Source organism: Pseudomonas sp. GM41(2012) (genome assembly GCF_000282315.2).
Classification (GTDB): Bacteria; Pseudomonadota; Gammaproteobacteria; order Pseudomonadales; family Pseudomonadaceae; genus Aquipseudomonas.
On record NZ_AKJN02000011.1, the window covers coordinates 178,931 to 202,526 of the forward strand.

General features: G+C 58.0%; 20 protein-coding genes. 12 read left to right on the plus strand and 8 right to left on the minus strand.

Going from position 1 to position 23,596, the window contains the following annotated elements:
- Window positions 1-9 precede the first annotated feature (9 nt).
- From PMI27_RS02080 to yaaA, 6 genes are all read right to left on the minus strand, one after another.
- Window positions 10-1,497: an alginate export family protein gene (locus tag PMI27_RS02080; protein WP_008153483.1), complete on the minus strand. Its 1,488-nt coding sequence runs from the start codon at window positions 1,495-1,497 to the stop codon at window positions 10-12.
- Entirely contained in the window at window positions 1,494-2,900 is a 1,407-nt protein-coding gene (gene algK, locus PMI27_RS02075) for an alginate biosynthesis TPR repeat lipoprotein AlgK (protein ID WP_033053649.1), read from the minus strand. Before algK ends, PMI27_RS02080 begins: the two co-directional genes overlap by 4 nt.
- Before the next feature lie 12 nt (window positions 2,901-2,912).
- On the minus strand, window positions 2,913-4,082 hold the full coding sequence (locus PMI27_RS02070; RefSeq protein ID WP_008153480.1) for an alginate biosynthesis protein Alg44: 1,170 nt from the start codon (window positions 4,080-4,082) through the stop codon (window positions 2,913-2,915).
- Between the two features lie 35 nt (window positions 4,083-4,117).
- Complete coding sequence (gene alg8 / locus PMI27_RS02065) at window positions 4,118-5,599, minus strand: mannuronan synthase (RefSeq protein ID WP_443200790.1); 1,482 nt, start codon at window positions 5,597-5,599, stop codon at window positions 4,118-4,120.
- 221 nt (window positions 5,600-5,820) lie between these two features.
- A complete protein-coding gene (locus PMI27_RS02060) occupies window positions 5,821-7,137 on the minus strand; it encodes a nucleotide sugar dehydrogenase (protein ID WP_008153478.1) in 1,317 nt (438 codons plus the stop codon).
- An 807-nt stretch (window positions 7,138-7,944) separates the two neighbouring features.
- On the minus strand, window positions 7,945-8,724 hold the full coding sequence (gene yaaA / locus PMI27_RS02055; RefSeq protein ID WP_008153476.1) for a peroxide stress protein YaaA: 780 nt from the start codon (window positions 8,722-8,724) through the stop codon (window positions 7,945-7,947).
- A gap of 303 nt (window positions 8,725-9,027) precedes the next feature.
- On the opposite strand from yaaA, the gene PMI27_RS02050 reads away from it, so the two are divergent.
- From PMI27_RS02050 to moaE, 5 genes are all read left to right on the plus strand, one after another.
- Entirely contained in the window at window positions 9,028-10,152 is a 1,125-nt protein-coding gene (locus PMI27_RS02050) for a polysaccharide deacetylase family protein (protein ID WP_033053651.1), read from the plus strand.
- 336 nt (window positions 10,153-10,488) lie between these two features.
- Window positions 10,489-11,883 (plus strand): PhoH family protein, encoded by a 1,395-nt coding sequence (locus tag PMI27_RS02045; RefSeq protein WP_008153474.1) that lies wholly within the window; start codon window positions 10,489-10,491, stop codon window positions 11,881-11,883.
- 252 nt (window positions 11,884-12,135) lie between these two features.
- The gene (gene moaC, locus PMI27_RS02040) at window positions 12,136-12,609 is read left to right on the plus strand and encodes a cyclic pyranopterin monophosphate synthase MoaC (protein ID WP_008153472.1); all 474 of its coding nucleotides are present in this window, start codon (window positions 12,136-12,138) and stop codon (window positions 12,607-12,609) included.
- The gene (gene moaD, locus PMI27_RS02035; RefSeq protein WP_008010586.1) at window positions 12,606-12,848 is read left to right on the plus strand and encodes a molybdopterin converting factor subunit 1; all 243 of its coding nucleotides are present in this window, start codon (window positions 12,606-12,608) and stop codon (window positions 12,846-12,848) included. Before moaC ends, moaD begins: the two co-directional genes overlap by 4 nt.
- A gap of 3 nt (window positions 12,849-12,851) precedes the next feature.
- The gene (gene moaE / locus PMI27_RS02030) at window positions 12,852-13,304 is read left to right on the plus strand and encodes a molybdopterin synthase catalytic subunit MoaE (RefSeq protein ID WP_008153471.1); all 453 of its coding nucleotides are present in this window, start codon (window positions 12,852-12,854) and stop codon (window positions 13,302-13,304) included.
- 135 nt (window positions 13,305-13,439) lie between these two features.
- Here moaE and PMI27_RS02025 read toward each other — a convergent pair whose 3' ends face one another.
- The gene (locus PMI27_RS02025; RefSeq protein WP_008156820.1) at window positions 13,440-14,387 is read right to left on the minus strand and encodes an IS110 family transposase; all 948 of its coding nucleotides are present in this window, start codon (window positions 14,385-14,387) and stop codon (window positions 13,440-13,442) included.
- Between the two features lie 413 nt (window positions 14,388-14,800).
- Between PMI27_RS02025 and PMI27_RS02020 the strand changes: the two genes are divergently transcribed.
- The 7 genes from PMI27_RS02020 to cyoE all read left to right on the plus strand — a co-directional run bounded on the left by PMI27_RS02020 (window position 14,801) and on the right by cyoE (window position 22,007).
- Window positions 14,801-15,577 (plus strand): ABC transporter substrate-binding protein, encoded by a 777-nt coding sequence (locus PMI27_RS02020; RefSeq protein WP_008147614.1) that lies wholly within the window; start codon window positions 14,801-14,803, stop codon window positions 15,575-15,577.
- Window positions 15,578-15,839: 262 nt separating this feature from the next.
- Window positions 15,840-16,349: a disulfide bond formation protein B gene (locus PMI27_RS02015; protein WP_033053653.1), complete on the plus strand. Its 510-nt coding sequence runs from the start codon at window positions 15,840-15,842 to the stop codon at window positions 16,347-16,349.
- A gap of 814 nt (window positions 16,350-17,163) precedes the next feature.
- Window positions 17,164-18,108 carry a ubiquinol oxidase subunit II gene (cyoA, locus tag PMI27_RS02005; RefSeq protein WP_008147621.1) on the plus strand — a complete coding sequence of 315 codons (945 nt, stop codon included), beginning with the start codon at window positions 17,164-17,166 and terminating at the stop codon, window positions 18,106-18,108.
- Window positions 18,109-18,111: 3 nt separating this feature from the next.
- Complete coding sequence (cyoB, locus tag PMI27_RS02000) at window positions 18,112-20,142, plus strand: cytochrome o ubiquinol oxidase subunit I (protein ID WP_008147624.1); 2,031 nt, start codon at window positions 18,112-18,114, stop codon at window positions 20,140-20,142.
- 3 nt (window positions 20,143-20,145) lie between these two features.
- A complete protein-coding gene (locus tag PMI27_RS01995) occupies window positions 20,146-20,772 on the plus strand; it encodes a cytochrome o ubiquinol oxidase subunit III (protein WP_008147627.1) in 627 nt (208 codons plus the stop codon).
- A complete protein-coding gene (gene cyoD / locus PMI27_RS01990; RefSeq protein ID WP_008147629.1) occupies window positions 20,773-21,108 on the plus strand; it encodes a cytochrome o ubiquinol oxidase subunit IV in 336 nt (111 codons plus the stop codon).
- Window positions 21,109-21,119: 11 nt separating this feature from the next.
- Entirely contained in the window at window positions 21,120-22,007 is an 888-nt protein-coding gene (cyoE, locus tag PMI27_RS01985; RefSeq protein ID WP_008147631.1) for a heme o synthase, read from the plus strand.
- An 86-nt stretch (window positions 22,008-22,093) separates the two neighbouring features.
- Here the strand turns inward: cyoE and PMI27_RS01980 are convergent, their stop codons facing one another.
- On the minus strand, window positions 22,094-23,503 hold the full coding sequence (locus PMI27_RS01980; protein WP_008147633.1) for an aminotransferase-like domain-containing protein: 1,410 nt from the start codon (window positions 23,501-23,503) through the stop codon (window positions 22,094-22,096).
- Window positions 23,504-23,596: the final 93 nt, after the last annotated feature.

Consider the following 23,596-nt stretch of genomic DNA (forward strand, 5'->3'; position numbering starts at 1 on the left):
CGGTTCGCATCAGAAGCGCCAAATCACGTCGACAAACGCGCGGTGCATGTACGAGTCGACGCCTTTGCCATACGCATCGCCGGGCTTGAACACACCGCCACGCAACCGCACCAGGGCCGAAGGCTCATCGATCGACTGGCTCAAGGAGGCGGGCAGCAGGCCTTGCTTGAAGTACTTGGTGACGACCACGTCCATTTCCTGACCGAGGTCTTTGTTGCCATCTTCCAGCGGCAGGGATGTGCTGGACAGAATTGCGCCGGTCGCGTCGTCGGTGTTGTTCTCGACGGCGTTGATGCCGTTGCTGCCGACAGGCTTGTTGCCGTCTACGCGCCAGAATTTGTGGTAGATCACGCTGGCGTCGTATTCGTCGTTGAGCATCCACGAACCGAACAAAGTGGCGGACTGCATGTTTTGCATTTCGCCACGGAAGGCTTCGCCGAAACGGTGAACCCGCGAGCGAGTACCGGTGTAGTTCGAGCGGTTGCTTTCCAGGCCGTTCTGTTCGTATTCGGCGCTGGCACGGGCATAGGCTGCACCGACTTGCCATTGCGGATCAAGGCGCAGACGCACGCCCAGGTCAGTGGCCCAGCCATCTACATCGCCGCTGGTTTTGGCTTGTGCCGGAGCGGTGCCATCGGCGTTGAGCGGGTTGACCTTGTCGCGGTCGCCGCTCATACCGGTCACGCTGCCCCAGTAATTGACGGTGTTGGTGTTGCGCCAGTTATAGGCATCGCTGTCGGCGGTAAGGCCCATCCAGCTGATGTCGCCATTCTCTTTCTTGTCCAGGGAATCGGCGGGAACACCTGGCTGCGCGGTATCGAGCTTGCCGTCATCGTGGGTGTGATGACCGCGAATGCCGACCCAGTTGCCCGGGGTCCACTGGTACGACGCATCGGCGAAAGCGTGCAGGCGATCCTTGTCTTTTGGGGCCAGCTCGGTGAGGTCGGTGCGGTACTCGCTGAAGCGTTCGGCAACACCGGCGTTGGCGCGCAACAGGGTGGTGTCGAAGGTCCAGTTCAGGGCTTCGATGTTGGTGTCGCGCCATTGGCCATCGTCGTTGTGCAGACGCTGGCGACCGAGCTTGAGCATCTCGCCGGGGTAGGGCGTAAGGCCGCTGTAGCCGACCCAGAACTCACGCATCGCCAGGTAGTTTTTCTTGCTCTTGCGACCACCGCTGTCGGTGCTCTGGGTGCCGTCGCTGTCGGACTGTTGCAGGGTGTCCGTCTCGATGATGTCGGTGGACGTCACGGCCTGACCCATGGCGTAGCCGCTCCACGCGCCGCTCTCGCCATAAATCCATGGACGCAAGTCAAGGCCGACGCCGTTGACGTCGCCGCCGCTCTGCGTACCCAGGTCAGTGTCGTCTTCGGACTGAGCGGTGACTTTCACGTCAAGGCCGTAGTTCTTGCTTTCAGTCAGGGCCGCCAGGGTCGGGCACGACCACAGCAGGGCGAATGACAGGCCAATACCGGCCTTAACGAATGGATTCAACTTCATAGGGATTCCTCGCCGTCTTCTTCTTCCAGGGCATGCAGTTCCAGCGTGTTCTGACTCAAGGCACCACGAACGGCCTGTTCTTGTTTCAACAGGCGTTGGGCCTCGGCGAGCTGGGCAGGCGGCAGTTGGGTTTCGAGTGTTTGCGCAAGCTCGGTGGCTTGCGGGGTGTTCTGGGCCTTGGCCAATTGGCTGAAGACATAAGCGTTAAGTGGGTCGGGCCGGGTGCCCTTGCCTTGGGAGAACAGTTGGGCAATGGCGAAGTCGGCGCTGTTCTGGCCGTTACGCGCAGCCTTGAGCAGGTGATCCAGCGCTTTCTGCGGATAGACCTTGCCCAGGTAACCGCGACGGTAGATCTGGCCGAGGTAGTAATCGGCAGCCACTTCTCTGTCGACGGCTTTCTTGAAGTGTTCTTCGGCGACCTTCGCGTCGGCCGGCACCATTTTGCCTTCGTAGTAGAGCTTGCCCAGCAACAGTTCGGCGCGCGGCTGGTCGGCGGCGCGGCCGTTGTCCAGGTACTTCATCATCGTGTCGACGTCACCCAGTTCCGGGAAGTCGTAGAGCAGTTGTGCCAGGCTGACCCAGGAAGCGGGGTAGCCGGGTGCGATACCTTCGAGCAGCGACTGGGCGGTTTTCTCGTCGGTCGTGCCCAGGGATGCATCGCCCAGCACGCGAGCCACGCTGTCCACCCGCTGGGCGGAAACCACGCCGCGAGCCTGAGCGGCTTGCATTTGCTTGATCAGCTCGGCCTGTTTCTCTGGCTGGGCTTTTTTCTGATAGACCGTGGCCAGTTCGACGTAGCAGATGTCGGTGGTGTTCAACGCGGCTTTGCAGATCGTTTCCACTTCGTCCAGATGCTGGTCGTAAGTGCCTTGGGTGCGATAAAGCAGCACTTGGGCCAGGCCCGCTTCCGGCTTGCCTTCGGCGCGCCATTGGCTGATCTGCTGTTGCGCATTGACGTTCGGGAAACTGTGCGGGTATTGCAGGTACAGCATCGCCAGCGGGATCAGGGTGTTGCCTTCACCATTGGCCGAGGCTTTTTTCAACAGGCCTTCGGCTTCGTGCTGTTCGGCTTCGGTGGAGCCGGGTTTGGCCACCAGCAGACGACCCAGGCGAGCCTGGGCTCGCGGCGAGACGCTGGCCGCAGCGCGATAAGTCGCCTCGGCTTTCTTGATTTGCGCCGGGTCACGGCTGTCGACCTGGATATCGGCGAGGCCAACCTGTGCTTCGCTGTAGCCCAGGTCTGCCAGTTGCTGGTAATTCTGCGCCGCCAGCGTGGTATCACCGCGCTTGAGGGCTTCGTTGGCCAGACGCTGGTCGGGCAGGCCGGCGCATCCGGCCAGGGCGATTGCCATGGCCAGAGTCAGCGGGACTGGCAGGATTCTGAGTGGGCTAGTCACGGGCATGTCCTCTTGTTTTTAACGACCGGCGGCCATGGCTTTGTCGATCAGCCAGTTCAGGTTCGGACCACGGGTGGCGTTGACTTCAACCGGGCGACCGGCGAATTTGCTGTCCAGCGGCTCGTCAGGCTTGATCATCACGCGGATGTCGGACGACAGGTCGGCGCTTTTCAGGCTGGTGCTGCTGACGATCGTGCCGGAGCGGGTTTTGTCTTCGCCGGCGATCTGGAAGCTGACCGAGCTGCCTGGCAGCACGTCGCCGAACTGGCGATAGGAGAAGCGCGCTTCAACGTTGGCTTCGCTGTTACGCGGCACCAGTTGGAAGATCACGTCACCCTTGCTGGCGTACTGACCGTTGGCGACCATTTGCTGCGCTACGGTGCAATCGCACGGCGACGTCAGGGTGCCGGTCATTTGCTTGCCGAACAGTTCTTCAACCTTGGCCGGTTGCAATTGATTGTCGTCAAGATGGCCCTTGAGCACATCGAGCATGCTGGTGCTGAAGGTCGCGAGCGGCGCGCCCTTGGCGGCAATGCCGTCGGGCTTGATCAGGCTCTGCACGGTGCCGTCGCGCGGCATGGTGATGTTCATGCCCGCCACGCTGACCAGACCGGCCTGGGCGTGGCTGACGAAGTACATGCCGTACACCGACTTGAAGATGAAGCCGAATGCCGTCAGACCGACGAGGAAGATCGCGAGGCTGAAGGTCACTGCACGCAGACGACCGAACGGGGTCATGCCGTGGCCGCCATCCTTGGCCTTGCGCGCCTTGGTGAAGTTGTCGCGTTGCAGGGTGGCCAGCACTTCACCCATGGTGACGATGTCGCCGGCCAGGTGAGAAGTGATCAGGTGGCGCAGGGTGGAAATGTCCTGGGATTCGAGGTTCTGGAACTGGCAACCGGTACGGCCGGTTTCGCGGTCGTGGGAGCGCACCAGTAACTCGACGTCCATGGCCAGGCCGAGGTTATCGATGACGAACTGCAGGCGAGCCTTGTACACGTCGCCGATCTTCAGTGGCAGCTGACCGGCGTTGAAAGCCAGGCCGCCAGCGGAGAGGTCGATGACCCGAGCTTCGACCGGGGTCCGGTCAGGACCGAAGAAACGCAGCTTGGCCGGAATTTTTACTCGGGCGTGTTGGCGCTGGGCTTCTGATTCATGCACTACGTTGGCGTTGACGGCGGTATTCATATGGGCGATTTCCTAGTTAATTCAGGCGAGTTCGGTCAGACCATCATCAACAGCACAGCAACAAAAATGCTGCCGGCGGAGAAGGTCATGGTCCGAGACGACCAAGTGTTGAACCAACCTTGAAAGCTGGCGAGATCACGGGTCAGGGAAGTGGGCTGGCGACTCCAGGACTGTCGGTCGAGGCGGAAGAACACGTAGATCTTCACCAGCGCGCCGACGATCTGGTTGTAATAGAGAATCACCGGGTAGGCCGGGCCGATCGTGTGACCGGACAAAGACAGCAGCACGGTCAGGATCAGGCGGGTAATGCCGATCCACAGCAGGTAAACCAGGATGAACGCGATGCCGTACTTGAAGCTGGCGATGAGCGCGACGGTCAGGCCCAGCAGCGACGTCCACATCGACACACGCTGGTCGAACAGCACCACCGAAGTGAACAGGCCGAGACGTTTCATCCCCAGGCCCAAGGCGCGGGAGTTCTGCCGCAGGTTGTTGCCGTACCAGCGGAACATCAGTTTGCGACTGGCCTTGATGAAGCTTTTTTCCGGCGGGTGTTCCACGGTATGAATGGCGGCGTCCGGCACATAAAACGTGTCGTAGCCCATGCGCATCAAGCTGAACCAGCTCGACTTGTCATCACCGGTGAGGAACTTGAAGCGACCCAGGCGCCAGTGTTGCAGCGAGTCGCTTTCCACGTCGGCGATGAATTCCGGGTTGGTCACCACAGTGGCGCGGAATACCGACATCCGCCCGGTCATGGTCAGCACGCGCTTGGACAGGGCCATCGAGCACATGTTGATGTGGCGCTGGGCGAATCGCAGTTTGTGCCATTCGCTCATGATGTAGCCGCCGCGCACTTCGCAGAACTCGTTGGTGGTCAGGCCGCCGACATTGCCGAACAGCTGGAACCACGGCACGGTCTTGAGCACGACGCCTTCGGCAAGCACGGTGTCGCCATCGATCACTGCAACCACTGCGCGGTCGTCCGGCAGGTGGCGGGAGATGGCGCGGAAACCGTAGGCCAGGCCATCACGCTTGCCGGTGCCGGGAATGCGCACGAAGTCGAGCTTGACGCGAGCCGGTGGGTTCATTTTGACCCAAAGGCTTTTCACCAGCTTCTCATCGGACATTTCCACGATGGAGCAGACCATGGTGGTCGGCAGGCCGCAGTCGATCGCTTCGCGAATTACCGAGGCGTAGACCTGGGCTGTGGTCAGCGCGTCGATACGAAAACTGGTGACCATCAGATACACATGGGACGGGTCTGCCGCTTTACCCAGCTTGCGCACTTTGCGCCGCAGGTGCGGGTAGACCACGTACAGAAACAGCATGCCGCGCAAAAAGTGCGTGGCACCCATCGAGTAGCGCCAGATACCGACGATACCGATCAGGAAGATGAAGTCCTTCGACTCGGAGTCGAACGTGGACGCAGGCAACGCCATGGCGATGCCCATCAAAATACTTAAGTAAAACAGCCAACCGGCGGCCTGAAGTAGGCCGTGCTTTAGCCTGTGCATAATCTGCATCCGTCTCTATCTCGGGCGAGCCTGTGGGGTGGCCCGATGGGGTTAAGGCAGGCTTACGAAAACTGGCGACATCCAGTCTGGATGACGCCAGAAATCCTGTAGGAGCTGGCGAAGCCTGCGATCTCTTGATCTTTCGTTTGAAACTCAAGTGGATCTGGAAAGATCGCAGCCTCGTTTCACTCGACAGCTCCTACGCAGCTCCTACGACCGCATTACCAGCAGATGCCTTCGGTGCGACCGCTAACACTGGTGGCTTGAGACATGAAGCCGACCAGGTCGATCACTTGCTTGCCGTGTGGGGCGTTCTGCGCCAGGGCGCGGAATTTCTCGTCACGGTTGCCAAGGATGATCACGTCGGAGTTGTTGATCACGTCGTCGAAATCGGAGTTGAGCAAGGACGAGACGTGAGGGATCTTCGACTCGATGTAATCCTTGTTCGCACCGTGGACACGGGCGTATTCGACGTTGGTGTCGTAGATGCTCAGGTCGTAACCCTTGCCGATCAGCATTTCCGCCAGATCAACCAGCGGGCTTTCGCGCAGGTCGTCAGTACCGGCCTTGAAGCTCAGACCCAGCAGGGCGACTTTGCGTTTGCCGTGGCTGGAGACGATGTCGAAAGCGTTCTGCACCTGGGACTCGTTACTGCGCATCAGCGAGTTGAGCAGTGGTGCTTCCACGTCCAGGGAGCCGGCGCGGTAGGTCAGGGCGCGAACGTCCTTCGGCAGGCACGAGCCGCCGAACGCGAAACCAGGGCGCATGTAGTACTGGGACAGGTTCAGCGTCTTGTCCTGGCAAACCACTTCCATCACTTCGCGACCATCGACGCCGACAGCCTTGGCGATGTTGCCGATCTCGTTGGCGAAGGTCACCTTGGTGGCGTGCCACACGTTGCAGGTGTACTTGATCATCTCGGCCACTGCGATGTCCTTGCGGATGATCGGAGCGTCGAGTTCTTCGTACAACGATTGCAGAACGTCACCCGAAGCCTTGTCGAACTCGCCGATAACAGTCATTGGCGGCAGGTCGTAGTCGGCGATCGCGGTGCTTTCACGCAGGAACTCAGGGTTCACTGCAACGCCGAAGTCGACACCGGCTTTCTTGCCGGAGCAGTCTTCGAGGATCGGGATCACTACGTTTGCCACAGTGCCTGGCAGTACGGTGCTGCGAACCACGATGGTGTGACGGGTGGTCTTGTCACGCAGGACAAAACCGATCTCGCGGCACACAGCTTCGATGTAGTTCAATTCCAGGTCGCCGTTCTTCTTGCTCGGCGTGCCGACGCAGATCATCGACAGGTCGGTGTCGCGAATCGCCTCGGCGAAGTTGGTCGTGCCGCGCAATTTGCCCGTCTCGATACCCTTCTGCAGAAGCTCGCCCAGACCCGGTTCAACGATCGGCGATTTGCCGGCGTTGATCATATCGATTTTGTCTTTGGCAACATCGACGCCAACGACGTCATGGCCCCGTGCAGACAGGCAACCGGCACATACTGCGCCGACGTAACCCAAACCAAATATGCTGATGCGCATCGCAATTACCTCTGTGTTTATCAAGCCATTACATGGCCGGAGTTAATGGTGTTCAGCGGTCGAAGTGCACTCGGAAGTGCGCCTTAAAGGCGTCACAATGCCGCGTGCAGGCATATAAGTTCCGAGTGTCTAAATAAGTGCACTCAAGATGTGCGCAACTAGGCTTTTATTGTTATGGCGTGCCCTGTTATGCAGCAGGTCTTCTAATCAGAAGACATTCGTGCAAAGGTCTTGCGCGCTCAATGCCAGGCCAGAAGCCCGTAAATCAAGCGGTTGGGTGCTCAGGTGAGCACGTTTATAGGGGCGCAGCCTTGGCCTTGTAGGGGATATTTCTGATGTTTATCTCCTGTCCTTCATGTGTTGCCCAAATCAGGGATCAGTCAGCAGAAGTTAATGTGACAACTTTGCTACGTGGATCTCTTCTCTGCGTAAGTTATCTCGTACAAGCTCAGAGAGAATGGTTACCGGTGGTATGAGCGACGCATTTGGACATAGTTCCAGTCCACCCATCGCGAATTCTGAAATTTCTTGAAATATTGAAAAAGATGGCACTGCTTTCATATTGATAGCAGCACCTGTTTGGCCCTTGATACATAGGGTTATTGTCGGATTAGATGGTTATGTGCCACTACCGATAAAAAATTTCAGTGCCACTACTGAAAAAATTCAACAATGTCGAGTGAAACTAAAGTTAGAAAATCGAGTGATGTATTTTTGACGTCAGTAAGATGACGAATGAGGCGGGGAATTGTTGGACGATTGGACGTGGCGCACGACCTGTTAATGAGGCGTGCGCCAACCGGATATTTACTCGGGGGTGTGATCGCGCAGGAACACCAGATTGTCCGGTTTAGACTGCTCGGCGCTGTAGCGATAACCTTGTACATCGAACTGCTTGAGGGCTTGCGGGTCGTTGATGCGCTCTTCAATGACGAAGCGACTCATCATGCCGCGGGCCTTTTTCGCGTAGAAGCTGATGATCTTGTACTGGCCGTTCTTCAGGTCCTTGAATTCGGTATTGATGATGCGCGCGTTCAGGGCGTTGCGTTTGACCGCCGAGAAGTACTCGTTGGAGGCCAGGTTCAGCAGCACGTCATCGCCTTGATCGGCCAGGGCTTCGTTCAGCCATTCGCTGATCCGTGTGCCCCAGAAGGCATACAAGTCCTTGCCACGGGCATTCGCCAGTTTGGTGCCCATCTCCAGCCGATACGGCTGCATCAGGTCCAGTGGGCGCAGCAGGCCGTACAGGCCGGACAACATGCGCAAGTGCTGCTGGGCGTAATCGAAATCGGCCTCGCTGAAGGTTTGAGCATTCAACCCGGTGTAGACGTCGCCCTTGAAGGCGAGCAATGCCTGCTTGGCGTTTTCTGGTGTGAACGCAGGCGTCCAGCTGCCGAAACGCGCGGCGTTGAGCCCGCCGATCTTGTCGGAGACGTGCATCAACTCGCTGATCTGCGCAGGGGCCAGTTCGCGCAATTGCAGGATCAGCTCCTGGGAATGGTCGAGGTATTGTGGCTGGGTGAAGCGCTGGGTCGCCGGCGGTGTTTCGTAATCGAGGGTCTTGGCGGGGGAAATCACCATCAGCATGAAGTCGTCTCCTTTAATCGTGGGGGCGATTCTAGGGGGTTGTCTGGGCTGACTCCAGCTATGGGTGTCATAGGTGATCGGTGGTGCATCAGTTTTTCATGGCGAGGGGAAGATCCCTGTGGCGAGGGGGCTTGCCCCCGTTGGGTTGCGAAGCAGCCCTAAATCGATTTCCTTCAGGTAATACGCATGCATCGGGTTTGCGACCGCTTCGCGATCGAACGGGGGCAAGCCCCCTCGCCACAGGAGTTCGGTGGGGCGGGATCAGCTATAGTGCCGCGCGGGTTTTGTTATGGAGACATCCCATTGCGTATCGTTTTTCTATTCTCGGCCTGGCTGTTGAGCTTCGGTGCCATGGCGGCACCGGGCGATGTAGCGACGCTTGATCGCAGCACCTGGCCTGAACAGCTCAACAGCCCGACCCTGTTTGATGTCGCGTCACGGGCCGAGATCCTCATGTTTTCTCGCGTCCTGTTGGCCAGCGAATCCCTGGATGAAGTGAGCCTGGCCCAGCGCCTGGGGTTGCGCACGGTCAATCTGGAATCGATCAACAACCTGCGTCAGCGCATGTGGCAGCGACTGCTGACCAACTACAACTTCGCCCAGCAGAGCTGCGATCAGGATGCTTCCTTCTGTTTCCTGGTCGAGGACATGGACACCCTGCGCCAGCAAGCCGCCAAGTTTCAGGTCAGCGATGAGAGCTACTACATAAAGTGGGCCGAGCCGAGCCGACTGTTCCACGCCCAGTACCTGGACGAGCAATTGCGCAAGGCCGCGCTGTTTCCGCAAACCAGCAGCGAAGTCGATCGTTTTGGCGACTATGAGCGCAACGGCGATCAGATGCATGACCGGCTGTTTTTGCTGACCTTCGACAGTGCCGCCAATACCGTGCCGGATAACACCGCCTGGGCCACGGAATACCTGCGCAAGTCGAACATGAATGGCACGTTCTTCGTCCTCGGCAAGGACATCCAGGCCCGTCTGGCCGATCGTTCGGTTGCCAGCCTGCAAGCGACGTACTCGAAGCAGTGCATTGGCGTGCAAGGTTGGGAGTTCCGCTCCCACAGCCACTGGCAGGACTGGCAGGATTCGGTGCGACGCAGCGCCGAACTGGTCAAAAGCAAACTGCCCGAGAACTACGTGCCATTGTTTCGGCCGCCCGATGGTCAGCGTCGGTCTGACGCTGAAGGATTCTTCAAGTCCCAGGGCTTGCAGGTGGCGCTGTGGGATATCGATGCCCAGGACGGCGCCGGCAAGCTGAAAGCCAATCAGAGCGCTCAACGGGTATTGAGCCTGATGTTGTTGTGGCGCCACGGGGTGATCAACTTCAACGTGAAGCAGGATGCGCTGAAAACGGCGATGCCCTGGCTCATCACGCAAACGGCGCAAAGCGGAATCGGCTGGGAAGACTGTCAGGACGCGTTTCGCTGAAAACGACGAAAGGCCGTAAACATTGGGGGAGGGGTGGTTTTGGACGAGAATTCGGTGCAGGCGGACTTCCGACTTTAACGGGGTGATGGCAATCCGCCTAGTGCTATTGGTCACTCTGAAAAATAAACTTCAAAAAAACGTCAAAGTACTTTTTTCTGTCACAGGTTTTGGAGTATTACGAAGACAGACCGCCGAAACCTGCAGACAGGTGGCGTCTTCCAAGACCCCCATTTGTGTGCAGTTCACTTGACTCCTCGCAGGTGAATTCGGTGGCCACTTCGAGGCGCAGCACTGTAACGGTATTGCGTCGACTGGCTCCCACAAAGGTGACCGAGTATGGATGATCACGGACGTAGTTCTTCCTCCAACCAGCCAATCCTTTATGTACTCGATACCAACGTATTGATTCACGATCCAAACGCCCTGCTTAACTTCGAAGAACACCACGTCGCTATCCCGATGACCGTGCTTGAAGAGCTCGACAAGCTCAAGAGCGGGCATCACAGCGTGGCTGCGGAATGCCGTCAGGCGATTCGCCTGATCGACAAAACCCTGGGCGATGCCAGTCCTGAAGACGTCGAGCTCGGCGTCCCGATCCAGCGTGGCAAAAGCGGACCGAAGGGTTTGCTGTCAATTCTGATGAGCAAGCGTGCAGAACCGAACCTCATTCTGCCCGAGCACCTGAACGACAACATCATCATCAACCAGTTGATCGACCTGCACGCACGCGAACCAAAGCTGCCCGTGGTGCTGGTCACCAAAGACATCAACATGCGCCTCAAGGCCCGGGCTTGCGGGATCGCGGCCGAGGACTACAGCACCGACCAACTGGTCGACGACGTGTCGCTGCTGCCCAACGGTTATCACAACATGACCGGCTCCTTCTGGGACCGCGTAAGGAATGTCGATACCCGTCAGGATCATGGCCGCACCTGGCACCAGGTGCAGCTGATCGACAACCTGCCGGCAGTGCACGTCAACGAGTTCATCATCGATGAACAGGGCTTTGTCGGCTGGATCAAGGAGATCGAGGAAGACAAGCTGCTGATTCTCGACCTGCATCAGGAACCCCTGTTGCACCAGGAAGCCTGGGGCCTGAAACCGCGTGACATCTATCAAAGCCTGGCGCTGTACGCCTTGCTCGACCCGGATATCCACCTGGTCAACCTGACCGGGGCAGCAGGTTCCGGTAAAACCATCCTCGCACTGGCGGCGGCGATCGAGCAGACCATGGTCAGCAAACGCTATCGCCGGATCATCGCGACCCGTAGCGTGCAGGGCCTGGACCAGGAGATCGGCTTCCTGCCCGGCACTGAAGCGGAAAAAATGGAGCCTTGGCTGGGCGCCATCACCGACAACCTCGAAGCCTTGCACATGGATGACGAAAACACCCATGGCAGTGTCGATTACATCCTCAGCAAAGTGCCGTTGCAGTTCAAATCCCTCAACTACATTCGAGGCCGCAGCTTCCAGCAGAGTCTGATCCTGATCGATGAATGCCAGAACCTCACGCCGCACCAGATGAAAACCATCATCACCCGTGCCGGCGCCGGTTCCAAAGTGGTGTGCCTGGGTAACCTGGCGCAGATCGACACCCCTTACCTGTCCGCGACCAGTTCCGGGCTGACGTACCTGACAGAACGCTTCAAGGATTTCCCCAACGGTGTGCACATCACCCTGCAAGGGGTGCCGCGTTCGATTCTGGCCGAATACGCCGAATCGCATTTGTAACCCTTCACACAAGAACCGGGCGACCTCAAAGTCGCCCGGTTTTTTTATGCCCCACACAAAACCTGTAGGAGCATGCGGGCGGCGATCCGACTTGCCCTCGATGGCTGCGTGTCAGTCGGCATCATTATTGACTGGCACGCCGCCATCGCGGGCAAGCCATGCTCCTACAGGGGTTGTGGTGATCCCATAATCAAAGGTGCGGAATTTTGACCCACAGGTTTACAATCGGGGCTCCTGATCAGGAGTATCCCTGTGCTGACTCATCTCGATTCCCAAGGTCGCGCCCATATGGTCGACGTCACTGAAAAAGCCGTGACGTTCCGTGAAGCAACGGCCCAAGCGCTTGTGCGCATGCTGCCCGAAACCCTGCAGATGATCGTCAGCGGCGGTCACCCCAAGGGTGATGTGTTCGCCGTGGCGCGTATCGCCGGCATTCAAGCAGCGAAGAAAACCAGCGATCTGATCCCTCTGTGCCATCCGCTGCTGCTCACCGGCGTCAAGGTCGAGCTCAGTGCCGAAGGCGACGACACCGTGCGCATTGTCGCGCGCTGCAAGTTGTCCGGGCAGACCGGCGTAGAGATGGAAGCCCTGACCGCCGCCAGCGTCGCGGCGCTGACTGTCTACGACATGTGCAAAGCCGTGGATCGCGGCATGACCATTGAAAGCGTGCGGCTGCTTGAGAAACTCGGCGGCAAGAGCGGCCATTTCCAGGCGGATCAACCATGAACGTCACCGTGAAGTTTTTTGCCCGTTACCGTGAGGCGCTCGGCGTGGACTCGGTGAAAGTTGAAGGTGATTTCGCCACGGTCGACGATGTGCGTGCGCTGCTGGCCCAGCGTGACGGTGCCGAAGTGTTGAGCGAACAGAACCTGATGTGCGCCCGCAACGAAGACCTGTGCCAGCTCGATGAGCCGGTGAGCGATGGCGATGAAGTGGCATTTTTCCCGACTGTGACCGGAGGCTGAGCCATGGCGATTCGCGTGCAATCCACGGCGTTCGATCCGGGGGCTGAAGTCAATGCCATGCACGCCGCCAATGTGGGCGTTGGTGCGGTGGTGAGTTTTGTCGGCTATGTTCGCGACTTCAATGACGGGCTCGACGTCGCCGGGATGTTCCTTGAGCACTACCCGGGCATGACCGAAAAAGCCCTCGCCAAGATCGCCACAGAGGCCGAGCAGCGCTGGCCGCTGCTCAAGCTTGAAGTGCTGCATCGCATTGGCGCCCTGGAACCGGGGGAGCCGATCGTCTTCGTCGGCGCCGCCAGCGCCCACCGCCAGGCCGCGTTCGATGCCTGCGCCTTTGTCATGGACTACCTGAAAACCCGTGCTCCGTTCTGGAAGAAAGAAAACACCCCTGACGGGGCGCGTTGGGTTGAAGGGCGTGACAGTGATCATGCGGCGGCGGATCGCTGGAAGCAGTAAGCAGACAGTTGGTTCTTCATTGACTGTCAGTCAGCCTTCGCGAGCAGGCTCGCTCCCACATTTGATCTCCATGTACACAAATGCTGTGTACGACATAGATTCCCTGTGGGAGATTCTATGGTTGAGGGGAAGCCCTCAACTGACTTTCGGTTGGTATTCGTCCTGCCCCTTTAGCAGAGCGAATACCACCCGAGCGAGCTTTCGAGCCAGCATCACCAATGCTTGAGTGGTGCTGAAACCCCGAGCTCTTTGTTCTTGATAAAAATCTTTCCAGGCCTCGGTGCGACTCGCCGACATTGCCGCATTGTGCAGCAGCCGCCGAGCCTCCGGGTCACCGCGCTTGGTCAAACTGCGGCGGCCGTCTTTTTGCCCTGATTTTGATACCCGCAAATCCATTCCCAGAAAGGCGATAAAGGCATCCGCGTTTCTGAAGTCACCCCGCTGAAACGCCGTGATCAAACGCGCACCTGTCAAAAAACCAATGCCTTCCACTTTCAGACAGCGTTTTAACTGGCCCAGCAAACCGGCTTCTTTGAGCTGATCGTTGATCGTCTTCTCGATCAGCATCTCAAGCTGTTGCATGGACTTCACTTGTTCGGCAAAAGCGGTCTTGAGCAGCGGCTCATTGGCCCAGCTTTGCACCAGGCCGACCCTTGCCTGGACCAACGCCGCCCGGCGGCGGAAAAGACTCAGCAGCTGGCGGTATAGTGGGGATGGCGGGGTCCATGGGTGAAGCTCTTCATGTTCATTTTTCAGATACCGAGCAAGCAACTTGGCATCCAGTGCATCAGTTTTGGCACGGACCTTCACACCTTCGCGGTAATGCTTGAGTTCATAGCCGCCCACCATGTAAATCACGCATCCGGCCTCGTAGGCCAGATCGGCGAACTCCAAGTGGTAGATATTGGTGGCTTCGACGGCAATGGCCACCGTGCTCGGCAAGGCCTTCAACCACTTCTTGATGGCTGTTTTATTGTTGGGAATCTCTTCAAGCAGGCCCAGTTCGGCGTGATAAATCACCAACTCATTCTTGGCGACATCCACGCCCACGATCGGCTTTGAAGCAGAAACCGGCATTGCCATAGGATTTCCTCCGGGATATGGTTTTAAGCACTTGAAGGGCTCACCCAGGGGCGCAGGCTTGTTCCTATCGTCGGTCTAGGCCCGATGCATTCTTTATCGGCGCTTGGGTGAAAGGAGGAGGGGCGAACTCTCCCACGGTCTGTACTGCGTCAACAGTCAGAATCGAGCCTTGTCCCTTCTCCTCCCTTCAAGTCCTACCATACAAGCGAGCCTGCTCGCGAAGAGGCCATCAGCAACACCAAAAATCCCAATAAGCCACCGCCCGACCACCGGCCCGCACATCCTCGATCGCCCTGATTGACGGTTTGTACATAAAAGTCCAGTATGGAATTATAAGTACAAAAAAGCGCTTCCCCCGTTTCTGCTCTTTCTTCTGTCTTGCCAAACCAACAACAACCCGCGAGAGAACGAATATGAAGAAATTCCCCCTCATCACCGGTCTGGCTCTGAGCCTGTTGGCGTGCAGTTCCCTGTTCGCCGCCGATAAAACCCTGCGCATCGGCATCGAAGCGGCTTATCCACCGTTCGCGTCCAAAACCGATAAAGGTGAGATTGTCGGGTTCGACTACGACATCGGCAATGCCCTGTGCGCGCAGATGAAGGTCAAGTGTGTCTGGGTCGAAGGTGAGTTCGACGGTCTGATTCCTTCCCTTAAAGTGAAGAAAATCGACATGGCGCTGTCGTCCATGACCATCAACGAAGACCGCAAGAAGTCGGTGGATTTCACCCACAAGTACTACTTCACCTCATCGCGTCTGGTGATGAAGGACGGAGCGGTCGTGGATGACCAGTACGCCAGCCTTAAGGGCAAGACGATCGGCGTGCAGCGCGCAACCACCACTGACCGCTATGCCACTGAGGTTTTTGAACCGAAAGGTATCAACGTCAAGCGTTACGGCAACAACGAAGAGATCTACATGGATCTGGCGGCCGGTCGCCTCGATGCCATTTTTGCCGACACCATCCCGCTGAATGACTTCCTGATGATGCCGCGTGGCAAGGGTTATGCCTTTGTCGGGCCGGAGCTCAAGGATCCGAAGTACGTGGGCGAGGGCGCCGGGATTGCGGTGCGCAAGGGCAACACCGAGTTGGTCTCCGAGCTGAACACGGCCATTGACGGTATTCGCGCCAACGGCGAATACCAGAAGATTTCAGATAAGTACTTCAAGTCTGATATCTACGGCGATTGATCAACCGCATCGCCAGCAGGCTGGCTCCCACAGTTGAATGCATTCCAAAGTGGGCCAGCCTGTGAATGCATTCCAAAGTGGGAGCCAGCCTGCTGGCGATACGGTCGCGGGATCATGCAAATCTCTGGAAATAGCCCGAATTTAATCCCTTCTTAACCGGCTCGTCGTCTATTCCCCGATACCCCGCTGCGCGCGCCGGACTCTCAAAGGTCAGGGCCAGCGTGTAGACTTCTGGGCAATCGATATTTAGAAGGGAAACGCAATGAGCGAGGAAACGATGCGGTTGGGCCGTGAACGGCGCTATCTGGTGTTACTGGGCATCATCTGCCTGGCGCTGATCGGTGGCGCGCTGTACATGCAAATTGTTTTGGGTGAGGCGCCATGCCCGCTGTGCATCCTGCAACGTTATGCGTTGCTGCTGATCGCGCTCTTCGCGTTCATCGGTGCGGCCACGCGCACCCGCCGCAGCATCACGGTTTTTGAAACCCTGGTGGTGATCTGCGCCCTGGCAGGCGTCGGGGTGGCCGGGCATCACGTCTATACCCAGTTCTATCCGGCGGTCAGCTGCGGCATTGATGTACTGCAACCGATTGTCGACGGTTTGCCACTGGCGAAGATCTTCCCGCTGGGCTTCCAGGTCGACGGCTTCTGCTCCACGCCGTACCCGCCGATCCTCGGTTTGTCGCTTGCGCAGTGGGCGCTGCTAGCCTTTGTGCTGGTCGTGGTGCTGGTGCCGCTGCTCACGTTGCGTAATCGCAAAGCCCTGCGCTGACGTCATCCGGCGCATCGCTGCCATACAAAAAAACGCCCCGGCCCTCGTTGAGGGGGCCGGGGCGTTTTGCATTTCAGGGCACGGGTGAAATGACCTTGATGCGCGACAAGTATGGGTGCGGCACGTGTGCGACATGTTGTCACAGCAGTAGTGTCGCAAGGCATTTCAGGGCGCCGAATTGGTACATGGCTACGTAACAAAATTGGCCTGGTTCAGCGTTCGGCAACTTCAGTCTCAAAAATCCGCAACAGGCAGTTTTAACAGGCTCTGGCGAATTGGCGAAGCCCTTGTCACATGGGGCTTTGGCAGGGTCGAAGGAGGGCGCAGAGCCTTCGATACTGTCTGAATTGCCTAAGGTAGACCTACAATTTTTGGTGTTTTTGTTGAGAATGAATTTCGATACCATGGCGCACTTTTGCAAATGCCGTTAATGATTGTTGCTGGAATGGATAAAAATTATTTCGGGATGAGACATGGTTTATAAAACGTTACATATCTACAATCGCCCGCACTGAATTCCCGGCACTGCTCATCCCTGAGCAGGAATAGGGCGTCGAGAGGCTCTTTGGCTTCATGCGACTCCCAGGTGTCGGTGCCTTCCAACTATCCGCACCAAATGGAATTGGTCTGTAACAAGGCCTTTGACCACGAATTCGAATAAGAACTCAACGCTGGCCCAGGATTTGTCGAACAGCGTCTGACGCGCGACGGGCAGCCACTTATTCAATCCAAGAAAAATGCCAACCCTTGGCAGGGTGAAGTGTTGGCGATCAAAACCCAACTGCATTGCGCAAGCTGCTTTAGAGGTCGTGAGATGAGTAAAAACAGGTACCCCAGACTACTAGGCTTATTGCCGCTGATCGGCACATTGTTGCTGTCAGGCTGCAACATGACCTTGCTCGATCCCAAGGGCCAGGTCGGCCTGGACGAGCGAAACCTGATCATCACCGCAACGCTGCTGATGCTGTTGGTCGTGGTTCCGGTCATCGTCATGACCTTCCTGTTCGCCTGGAAATACCGCGCGTCCAACACCGACGCCGTCTACACGCCGAAATGGTCGCACTCCACCAAGATCGAAATCGCGGTGTGGGCTGTTCCAGTGCTGATCATCATTGCCCTGGGTTATGTCACCTACAAGTCGACACACGCGCTGGATCCTTACAAGCCGCTGGAATCCGACGTCAAGCCGATCACCATTGAAGTGGTCGCGCTGGACTGGAAGTGGATGTTCATCTATCCAGAGCAAGGCATCGCCACCGTCAACAAGATCGTGTTCCCGGCGCACACGCCGATCAACTTCAAGGTGACGTCGGACTCCGTGATGAACTCGTTCTTCATCCCGGCCCTGGGCGGCCAGATCTACGCGATGGCCGGCATGCAGACCAAACTGCACCTGATCGCCAACCAGAACGCTGAAATGGACGGTATCTCCGCCAACTACAGCGGCGCTGGTTTCACCGGCATGAAATTCAAAGCTATCGCCACCTCTCAGGAAGATTTCGACGCCTGGGTCAGCGAAGTCAAAAAGGCACCTAAACAGCTTGAAAAAGCTGAATACGAAGCCCTTTCCAAGCCAAGCCAGAACAACCCAGTCGAGCTCTACTCCTCGGTCACGCCGAACCTGTTCCAGATCATCGTCGACAAGTACGAAGGTATGAATCCGGGCAAGCCGATGCACCACGAGAAGAAAGAGCACGAAATGGCCGCCATGGAAGGGATGGACATGAGTTCGCATTCAGCTGCCGGGGCAGAGGAGTAAACGATGTTTGGTAAATTAAGTTGGGAAGCGGTCCCGTTCCACGAACCGATCGTGATGATTACCATCGCCATGATCGCGCTCGGTGGTCTGGCGCTGTTCGCTGCAATCACCTATTTCAAGAAGTGGACCTACCTGTGGTCCGAGTGGCTGACCTCGGTCGACCACAAGAAAATCGGCGTGATGTACATCATCGTCGCCATGGTCATGCTGCTGCGCGGTTTTGCCGACGCCATCATGATGCGTACCCAGTTGGCCATGGCCACCGAGGGTTCGCCTGGCTACCTGCCACCTGAACACTATGACCAGATCTTCACCGCTCACGGTGTGATCATGATCATCTTCATGGCGATGCCATTCTTCACCGGCCTGATGAACCTTGCAGTGCCGCTGCAGATCGGCGCACGTGACGTTGCCTTCCCGTTCCTGAACTCCCTGAGCTTCTGGCTGCTGGTGTCGGGCGTGGTACTGATCAACCTGTCCCTGGGCGTCGGCGAATTCGCCAAGACCGGTTGGGTTGCCTATCCGCCGCTGTCGGGCCTGCAATACAGCCCGGGCGTGGGGATGGATTACTACATCTGGGCGCTACAGCTATCCGGTCTGGGTACGACGCTGACGGGGGTCAACTTCCTGGCCACCGTGCTGAAAATGCGTACCCCGGGCATGAAGCTGATGGACATGCCGATCTTCACCTGGACCTGCACTTGGGCCAACGTCCTGATCGTGGCTTCGTTCCCGATCCTGACCGCTACCCTGGCACTGCTGACGCTTGACCGTTACATGGATTTCCACATTTTCACCAATGAACTTGGTGGCAATCCGATGATGTACGTCAACCTGTTCTGGGCCTGGGGTCACCCCGAGGTTTACATCCTGATTCTGCCGGCGTTCGGGATCTTCTCCGAAGTCATCTCGACCTTCACCGGCAAGCGTCTGTTCGGCCACCACTCGATGGTCTACGCATCGGGCGCGATCTCGATCCTGGGCTTCATGGTCTGGCTGCACCACTTCTTCACCATGGGTTCGGGTGCCAGCGTCAACGCCTTCTTCGGTCTGGCGACGATGCTGATTTCGATCCCGACGGGGGTGAAGCTATTCAACTGGCTGTTCACCATTTACCAAGGGCGTCTGCGTTTCACCAGTCAGGTTCTGTGGACCCTGGGCTTCATGGTGACTTTCGCCATCGGCGGCATGACCGGCGTTCTGCTGGCCATCCCGGGTGCGGACTTCGTCCTGCACAACAGCCTGTTCGTGATCGCTCACTTCCACAACGTGATCATCGGCGGCGCGGTATTCGGCTACATCGCAGGCTTCGGCTTCTACTTCCCTAAAGCGTTCGGCTTCAAGCTGCACGAAGGTTGGGGCAAGGCAGCGTTCTGGTTCTGGATCTCGGGCTTCTTCGTCGCGTTCATGCCGCTCTATGCACTGGGCTTCATGGGCATGACCCGTCGTCTGAACGCCACCACCAACCCTGAGTGGGTGCCGTACCTGTACGTCGCCATGTTCGGTGCGGTGATGATCGCGGCCGGTATCGCCTGCCAGCTGATTCAGCTGTACGTCAGCGTGCGTGATCGCAACAAGCCGGAAAACATGTGCGAACACGGTGACCCGTGGAATGCACACACGCTGGAATGGTCGACCTCGTCGCCACCACCGTTCTACAACTTTGCCGTGCTGCCAAAAGCGGACACCATCGATCCGTTCACCGAAGCCAAGGAAAACGGTACCGCGTACAAGGCTCCGGCCAGGTACGAACCGATCCACATGCCAAACAATACCGCGACCGGTGTGGTCATGGGTGCTCTGTTGACCGTGTTCGGTTTCGCGATGATCTGGCACATCTGGTGGTTGGCCATCGTTGGCCTGGTTGGCACCGTGGGCTACTTCGTGATCCATGCTGCCCGCGATGATCAGGGCTATATGGTGCCGGTCGACGTGATCGAGCGCATCGAAGCCGAGCAGCACAAGCGTCTGGTAGCGGCCGGGAAAGTTCCAGCCACCGCCACCCGTGTTGAAACCTCGTTGGAACAGGCTTAAACCATGTCGAACTTAGTGACCACTGCTGGACACGCCCATGGCACGGACCATGGGCACGACGACCATCACCACGACTCGGGCGAGATGACCGTATTCGGTTTCTGGCTCTACCTGATGACCGACTGCATTCTGTTTGCGTCGATCTTCGCAGCGTACGCGGTACTGGTTAACAACGTAGCGGGTGGCCCGTCGGGCCACGACATCTTCGAACTGCCGTACGTACTGGGCGAAACCGCTCTGCTGCTGTTCAGTTCGATCACCTACGGCTTCGCCATGCTGGCGTTGTTCAAGGGCAAGAAGAACCAGGTACTGGGCTGGCTGGGCATGACCTTCCTGTTCGGCGCCGGCTTCATCGGCATGGAGATCAACGAGTTCCACATGCTGATCTCCGAGGGCTTCGGTCCTAGCCGCAGCGGCTTCCTGTCCGGGTTCTTCACCCTGGTCGGCACCCACGGTCTGCACGTGACCAGCGGTCTGATCTGGATGGCGATCATGATGTACCAGGTGCAGAAAAACGGCCTGACGGCGACCAACAAGACCCGTCTGAGCTGCCTGAGCCTGTTCTGGCACTTCCTGGACGTGGTGTGGATCTGCGTATTCACCGTTGTTTATCTGATGGGGACTATGTAAATGGCTAACGCTCATTCCCACGATAGCCACGACGCCAGCCACGGCAGCGTCAAGTCTTACGCTATCGGTTTCATCCTGTCGGTGATCCTGACCGTCATTCCTTTCGGCCTGGTGATGTACCCATCGCTGCCGAAAGCCTTGACCCTGTGGATCGTACTGGCCTTCGCAGTCATCCAGGTGCTGGTGCACCTGGTGTACTTCCTCCACCTGGACCGCTCCGCTGCCCAGCGTAACAACGTGATCGCGTTTGTCTTCGCTGCACTGGTCATTGTCCTGTTGGTAGGCCTGTCGCTGTGGATCATGTTCAGCATCCACTCCAACATGATGGCGCACTGAGGAAAGTCCGGATGTCCTTTAAGCACTTTATCCAAATCACCAAACCGGGGATCATTTTCGGTAACGTGCTTTCTGTGGCGGGCGGATTTTTCCTGGCCTCGAAAGGGCATGTCGATCTGGCCATTTTCCTGGCCGCCATGATCGGCACGTCGCTGGTGGTGGCTTCCGGTTGCGTGTTCAACAACTGCATCGACCGCGACATCGACCTGAAGATGGAACGCACCAAAAACCGGGCGCTGGTCCAGGGCTTGATCTCCCTGAAACTGGCCCTGGCGTTTGCGACCGTCCTGGGTGTTTTCGGCGTTGCACTGTTGTACAAAGTGGCCAACCCGTTGGCCGCGTTGTTCGCGGTGATCGGTTTCGTCATCTACGTCGGCTTCTACAGCCTGTACCTCAAGCGCAAGTCGGTTCACGGCACGCTGGTGGGCAGTCTGTCGGGCGCCATGCCGCCGGTGATTGGCTACGTCGCTGTGACGAACAGCTTCGACATGGCCGCACTGACGTTGCTGGTGATGTTCAGCCTGTGGCAGATGCCGCATTCCTACGCCATCGCGATCTTCCGCTTCAACGATTACCTGGCTGCATCGATTCCGGTGTTGCCGGTGAAGCGCGGGATTGAAGTGGCGAAGAAGCACATCCTGCTCTACATCCTGGCGTTCCTCGTGGCGACCTTGATGCTGACCTTCAGCGGCTATGCCGGCATGAGCTACCTCGCCGTCGCCGCGGCCATGGGCATGTACTGGTTGTACATGGCCTGGACCGGTTACAAGGCAGTGGATGACACGGTCTGGGCACGCAAGCTGTTCGTGTTCTCGATCTTCACCATTACCGCGTTGAGCGTGATGATGTCGCTGGACTTCAAAGTGCCGAGTGAGCTGTTGCTGACTTACGCGCCTTAAGCGTCGGATGCTGTAAAGAAAAACCCCGCCTTCGAGAGAAGCGCGGGGTTTTTTATTGGGTGTGCTCTGGTGGACCGAGAGAAAACTCAGCTATCGAGCAACCGGAAAAACCGCTCCCGCACCTGGCTGTTATCGCTATGCGCCACGTTGAAACGCAGGAAGCGGCTAGCGTCCGGCGCTTTGCTGAGCAGGGTGCCGGGCGCCAGTACAAGGTCGATTTCCAGGCCTTTGCGGGCCAGCGTTTCGGCATGCAGCCCTTCGGGCAGACGCGTCCAGATAAACAACCCTTCCCCCGGCAGCGAAGACACCGAGCAACCTGCCTCCTCCAGCCAACTCGTCACCCGACTGCTTGACTCGTAAAGCCGATCCACCGTGCGCCGGGTATGTTTGGCATAGCTGCCATCACTGAGCATCGTGCAGATAATCTGCTCCGCCAGTTCCGAGGTCATGCCACCTGCAGCCATTTTGAGCGTAACCAGCCGTGCGGCCAGTTGCGGTGAAAGCACCGCGTAGCTGACGCGGCTGTTAGCCGTCAGCGTCTTGGAGAAGCCGGACACGTAACTGACGTTGTTCAGCCCGCCCGCTGCCAGACGTGGCGTGCTTCGCTGCTGCAAGTCGCAATACAAGTCGTCTTCGACGATGTGGAAACCATAGCGGTGGCTCAATTCCAGCAAGCGATAAACCTGGGCCGGGGAGAACGAGTGCCCGGTCGGGTTGTGCAGGGTGCTGTTGGTCATGTAGAGAACGGGACGATGGGCAATCAGCAATTGCTCGAGGGCCTCCAGGTCCATACCGTCGCTGCCCCGGTGGATGGTGATGACCTTGGCACCATGCAAGGCCAGATTGGTGTGCATGGTGAAGTAACACGGATCGTCGAGCAGCACCGTGTCGCCGGGTTTGACCAGCAGGCGCATCAGCATGTCGATGGCCTGCACGGTGTTGGCCGTGGTGATGATCTGGTCCACCGGCACTTCGATGCCCAAGGCCGACAGCTTGACCCGCAACGCCTCGCGCAGTGGCAGGTAACCGCTGGCGACGCCGTATTCGCCCATGCGCAGGGAGGTTGCGCGCAATGTGCCGCGCACGGCTTTCAGCAACTCGTCAGCCGGTAGCCACGAGGACGGCAGGAAACCCGCACCAGGGCGCAGCGCGCCGTTGTCCAGCAGCACCGCGCGGCGGACCACGCTGAGGGTGTCTTGAGGCTGCAGGTCCGGGCCGGCATCGGTCTTGATCGGGGTGCTGGAACGGTGCACGTAATGCCCCGAGCCCTGGCGTGAAACCACCAGACCCTTGGCCCGCAAGCGGTCCAGAGCATCCACCACGGTGGATTTGCCCACGTTCATCATCTCGGAGAGCTCGCGAATCGGCGGCAGCCGGGAGCCGTGAGGCAGGCCTCCGTGGCTGATTGCCTCCGATAACTGATCGACGATCTGCTGAACCAGCGGTACACCCTGCTGGAACTCGATAGCGGCGATCACTGCGCGCTGAACCTGCATTTTACTGGTCTCTCCGGCAGTAAAGTTCGTTGGATTCTATACGAACTTGCTCTGATGAAAACAAGCGACTCTCTCTACCATCACCTTACAGAC

What these genes read in the sequence shown, in the direction of transcription:
- PMI27_RS02080 (WP_008153483.1), bottom strand. Translation starts at nt 1,497, where the DNA reads ATGAAGTTGAATCCATTCGTTAAGGCCGGTATTGGCCTGTCATTCGCC.
- algK (WP_033053649.1), bottom strand. Translation starts at nt 2,900, where the DNA reads ATGCCCGTGACTAGCCCACTCAGAATCCTGCCAGTCCCGCTGACTCTG.
- PMI27_RS02070 (WP_008153480.1), bottom strand. Translation starts at nt 4,082, where the DNA reads ATGAATACCGCCGTCAACGCCAACGTAGTGCATGAATCAGAAGCCCAG.
- alg8 (WP_443200790.1), bottom strand. Translation starts at nt 5,599, where the DNA reads ATGCACAGGCTAAAGCACGGCCTACTTCAGGCCGCCGGTTGGCTGTTT.
- PMI27_RS02060 (WP_008153478.1), bottom strand. Translation starts at nt 7,137, where the DNA reads ATGCGCATCAGCATATTTGGTTTGGGTTACGTCGGCGCAGTATGTGCC.
- yaaA (WP_008153476.1), bottom strand. Translation starts at nt 8,724, where the DNA reads ATGCTGATGGTGATTTCCCCCGCCAAGACCCTCGATTACGAAACACCG.
- PMI27_RS02045 (WP_008153474.1), top strand. Translation starts at nt 10,489, where the DNA reads ATGGATGATCACGGACGTAGTTCTTCCTCCAACCAGCCAATCCTTTAT.
- moaD (WP_008010586.1), top strand. Translation starts at nt 12,606, where the DNA reads ATGAACGTCACCGTGAAGTTTTTTGCCCGTTACCGTGAGGCGCTCGGC.
- moaE (WP_008153471.1), top strand. Translation starts at nt 12,852, where the DNA reads ATGGCGATTCGCGTGCAATCCACGGCGTTCGATCCGGGGGCTGAAGTC.
- PMI27_RS02025 (WP_008156820.1), bottom strand. Translation starts at nt 14,387, where the DNA reads ATGGCAATGCCGGTTTCTGCTTCAAAGCCGATCGTGGGCGTGGATGTC.
- PMI27_RS02020 (WP_008147614.1), top strand. Translation starts at nt 14,801, where the DNA reads ATGAAGAAATTCCCCCTCATCACCGGTCTGGCTCTGAGCCTGTTGGCG.
- PMI27_RS02015 (WP_033053653.1), top strand. Translation starts at nt 15,840, where the DNA reads ATGAGCGAGGAAACGATGCGGTTGGGCCGTGAACGGCGCTATCTGGTG.
- cyoA (WP_008147621.1), top strand. Translation starts at nt 17,164, where the DNA reads ATGAGTAAAAACAGGTACCCCAGACTACTAGGCTTATTGCCGCTGATC.
- cyoB (WP_008147624.1), top strand. Translation starts at nt 18,112, where the DNA reads ATGTTTGGTAAATTAAGTTGGGAAGCGGTCCCGTTCCACGAACCGATC.
- PMI27_RS01995 (WP_008147627.1), top strand. Translation starts at nt 20,146, where the DNA reads ATGTCGAACTTAGTGACCACTGCTGGACACGCCCATGGCACGGACCAT.
- cyoD (WP_008147629.1), top strand. Translation starts at nt 20,773, where the DNA reads ATGGCTAACGCTCATTCCCACGATAGCCACGACGCCAGCCACGGCAGC.
- cyoE (WP_008147631.1), top strand. Translation starts at nt 21,120, where the DNA reads ATGTCCTTTAAGCACTTTATCCAAATCACCAAACCGGGGATCATTTTC.
- PMI27_RS01980 (WP_008147633.1), bottom strand. Translation starts at nt 23,503, where the DNA reads ATGCAGGTTCAGCGCGCAGTGATCGCCGCTATCGAGTTCCAGCAGGGT.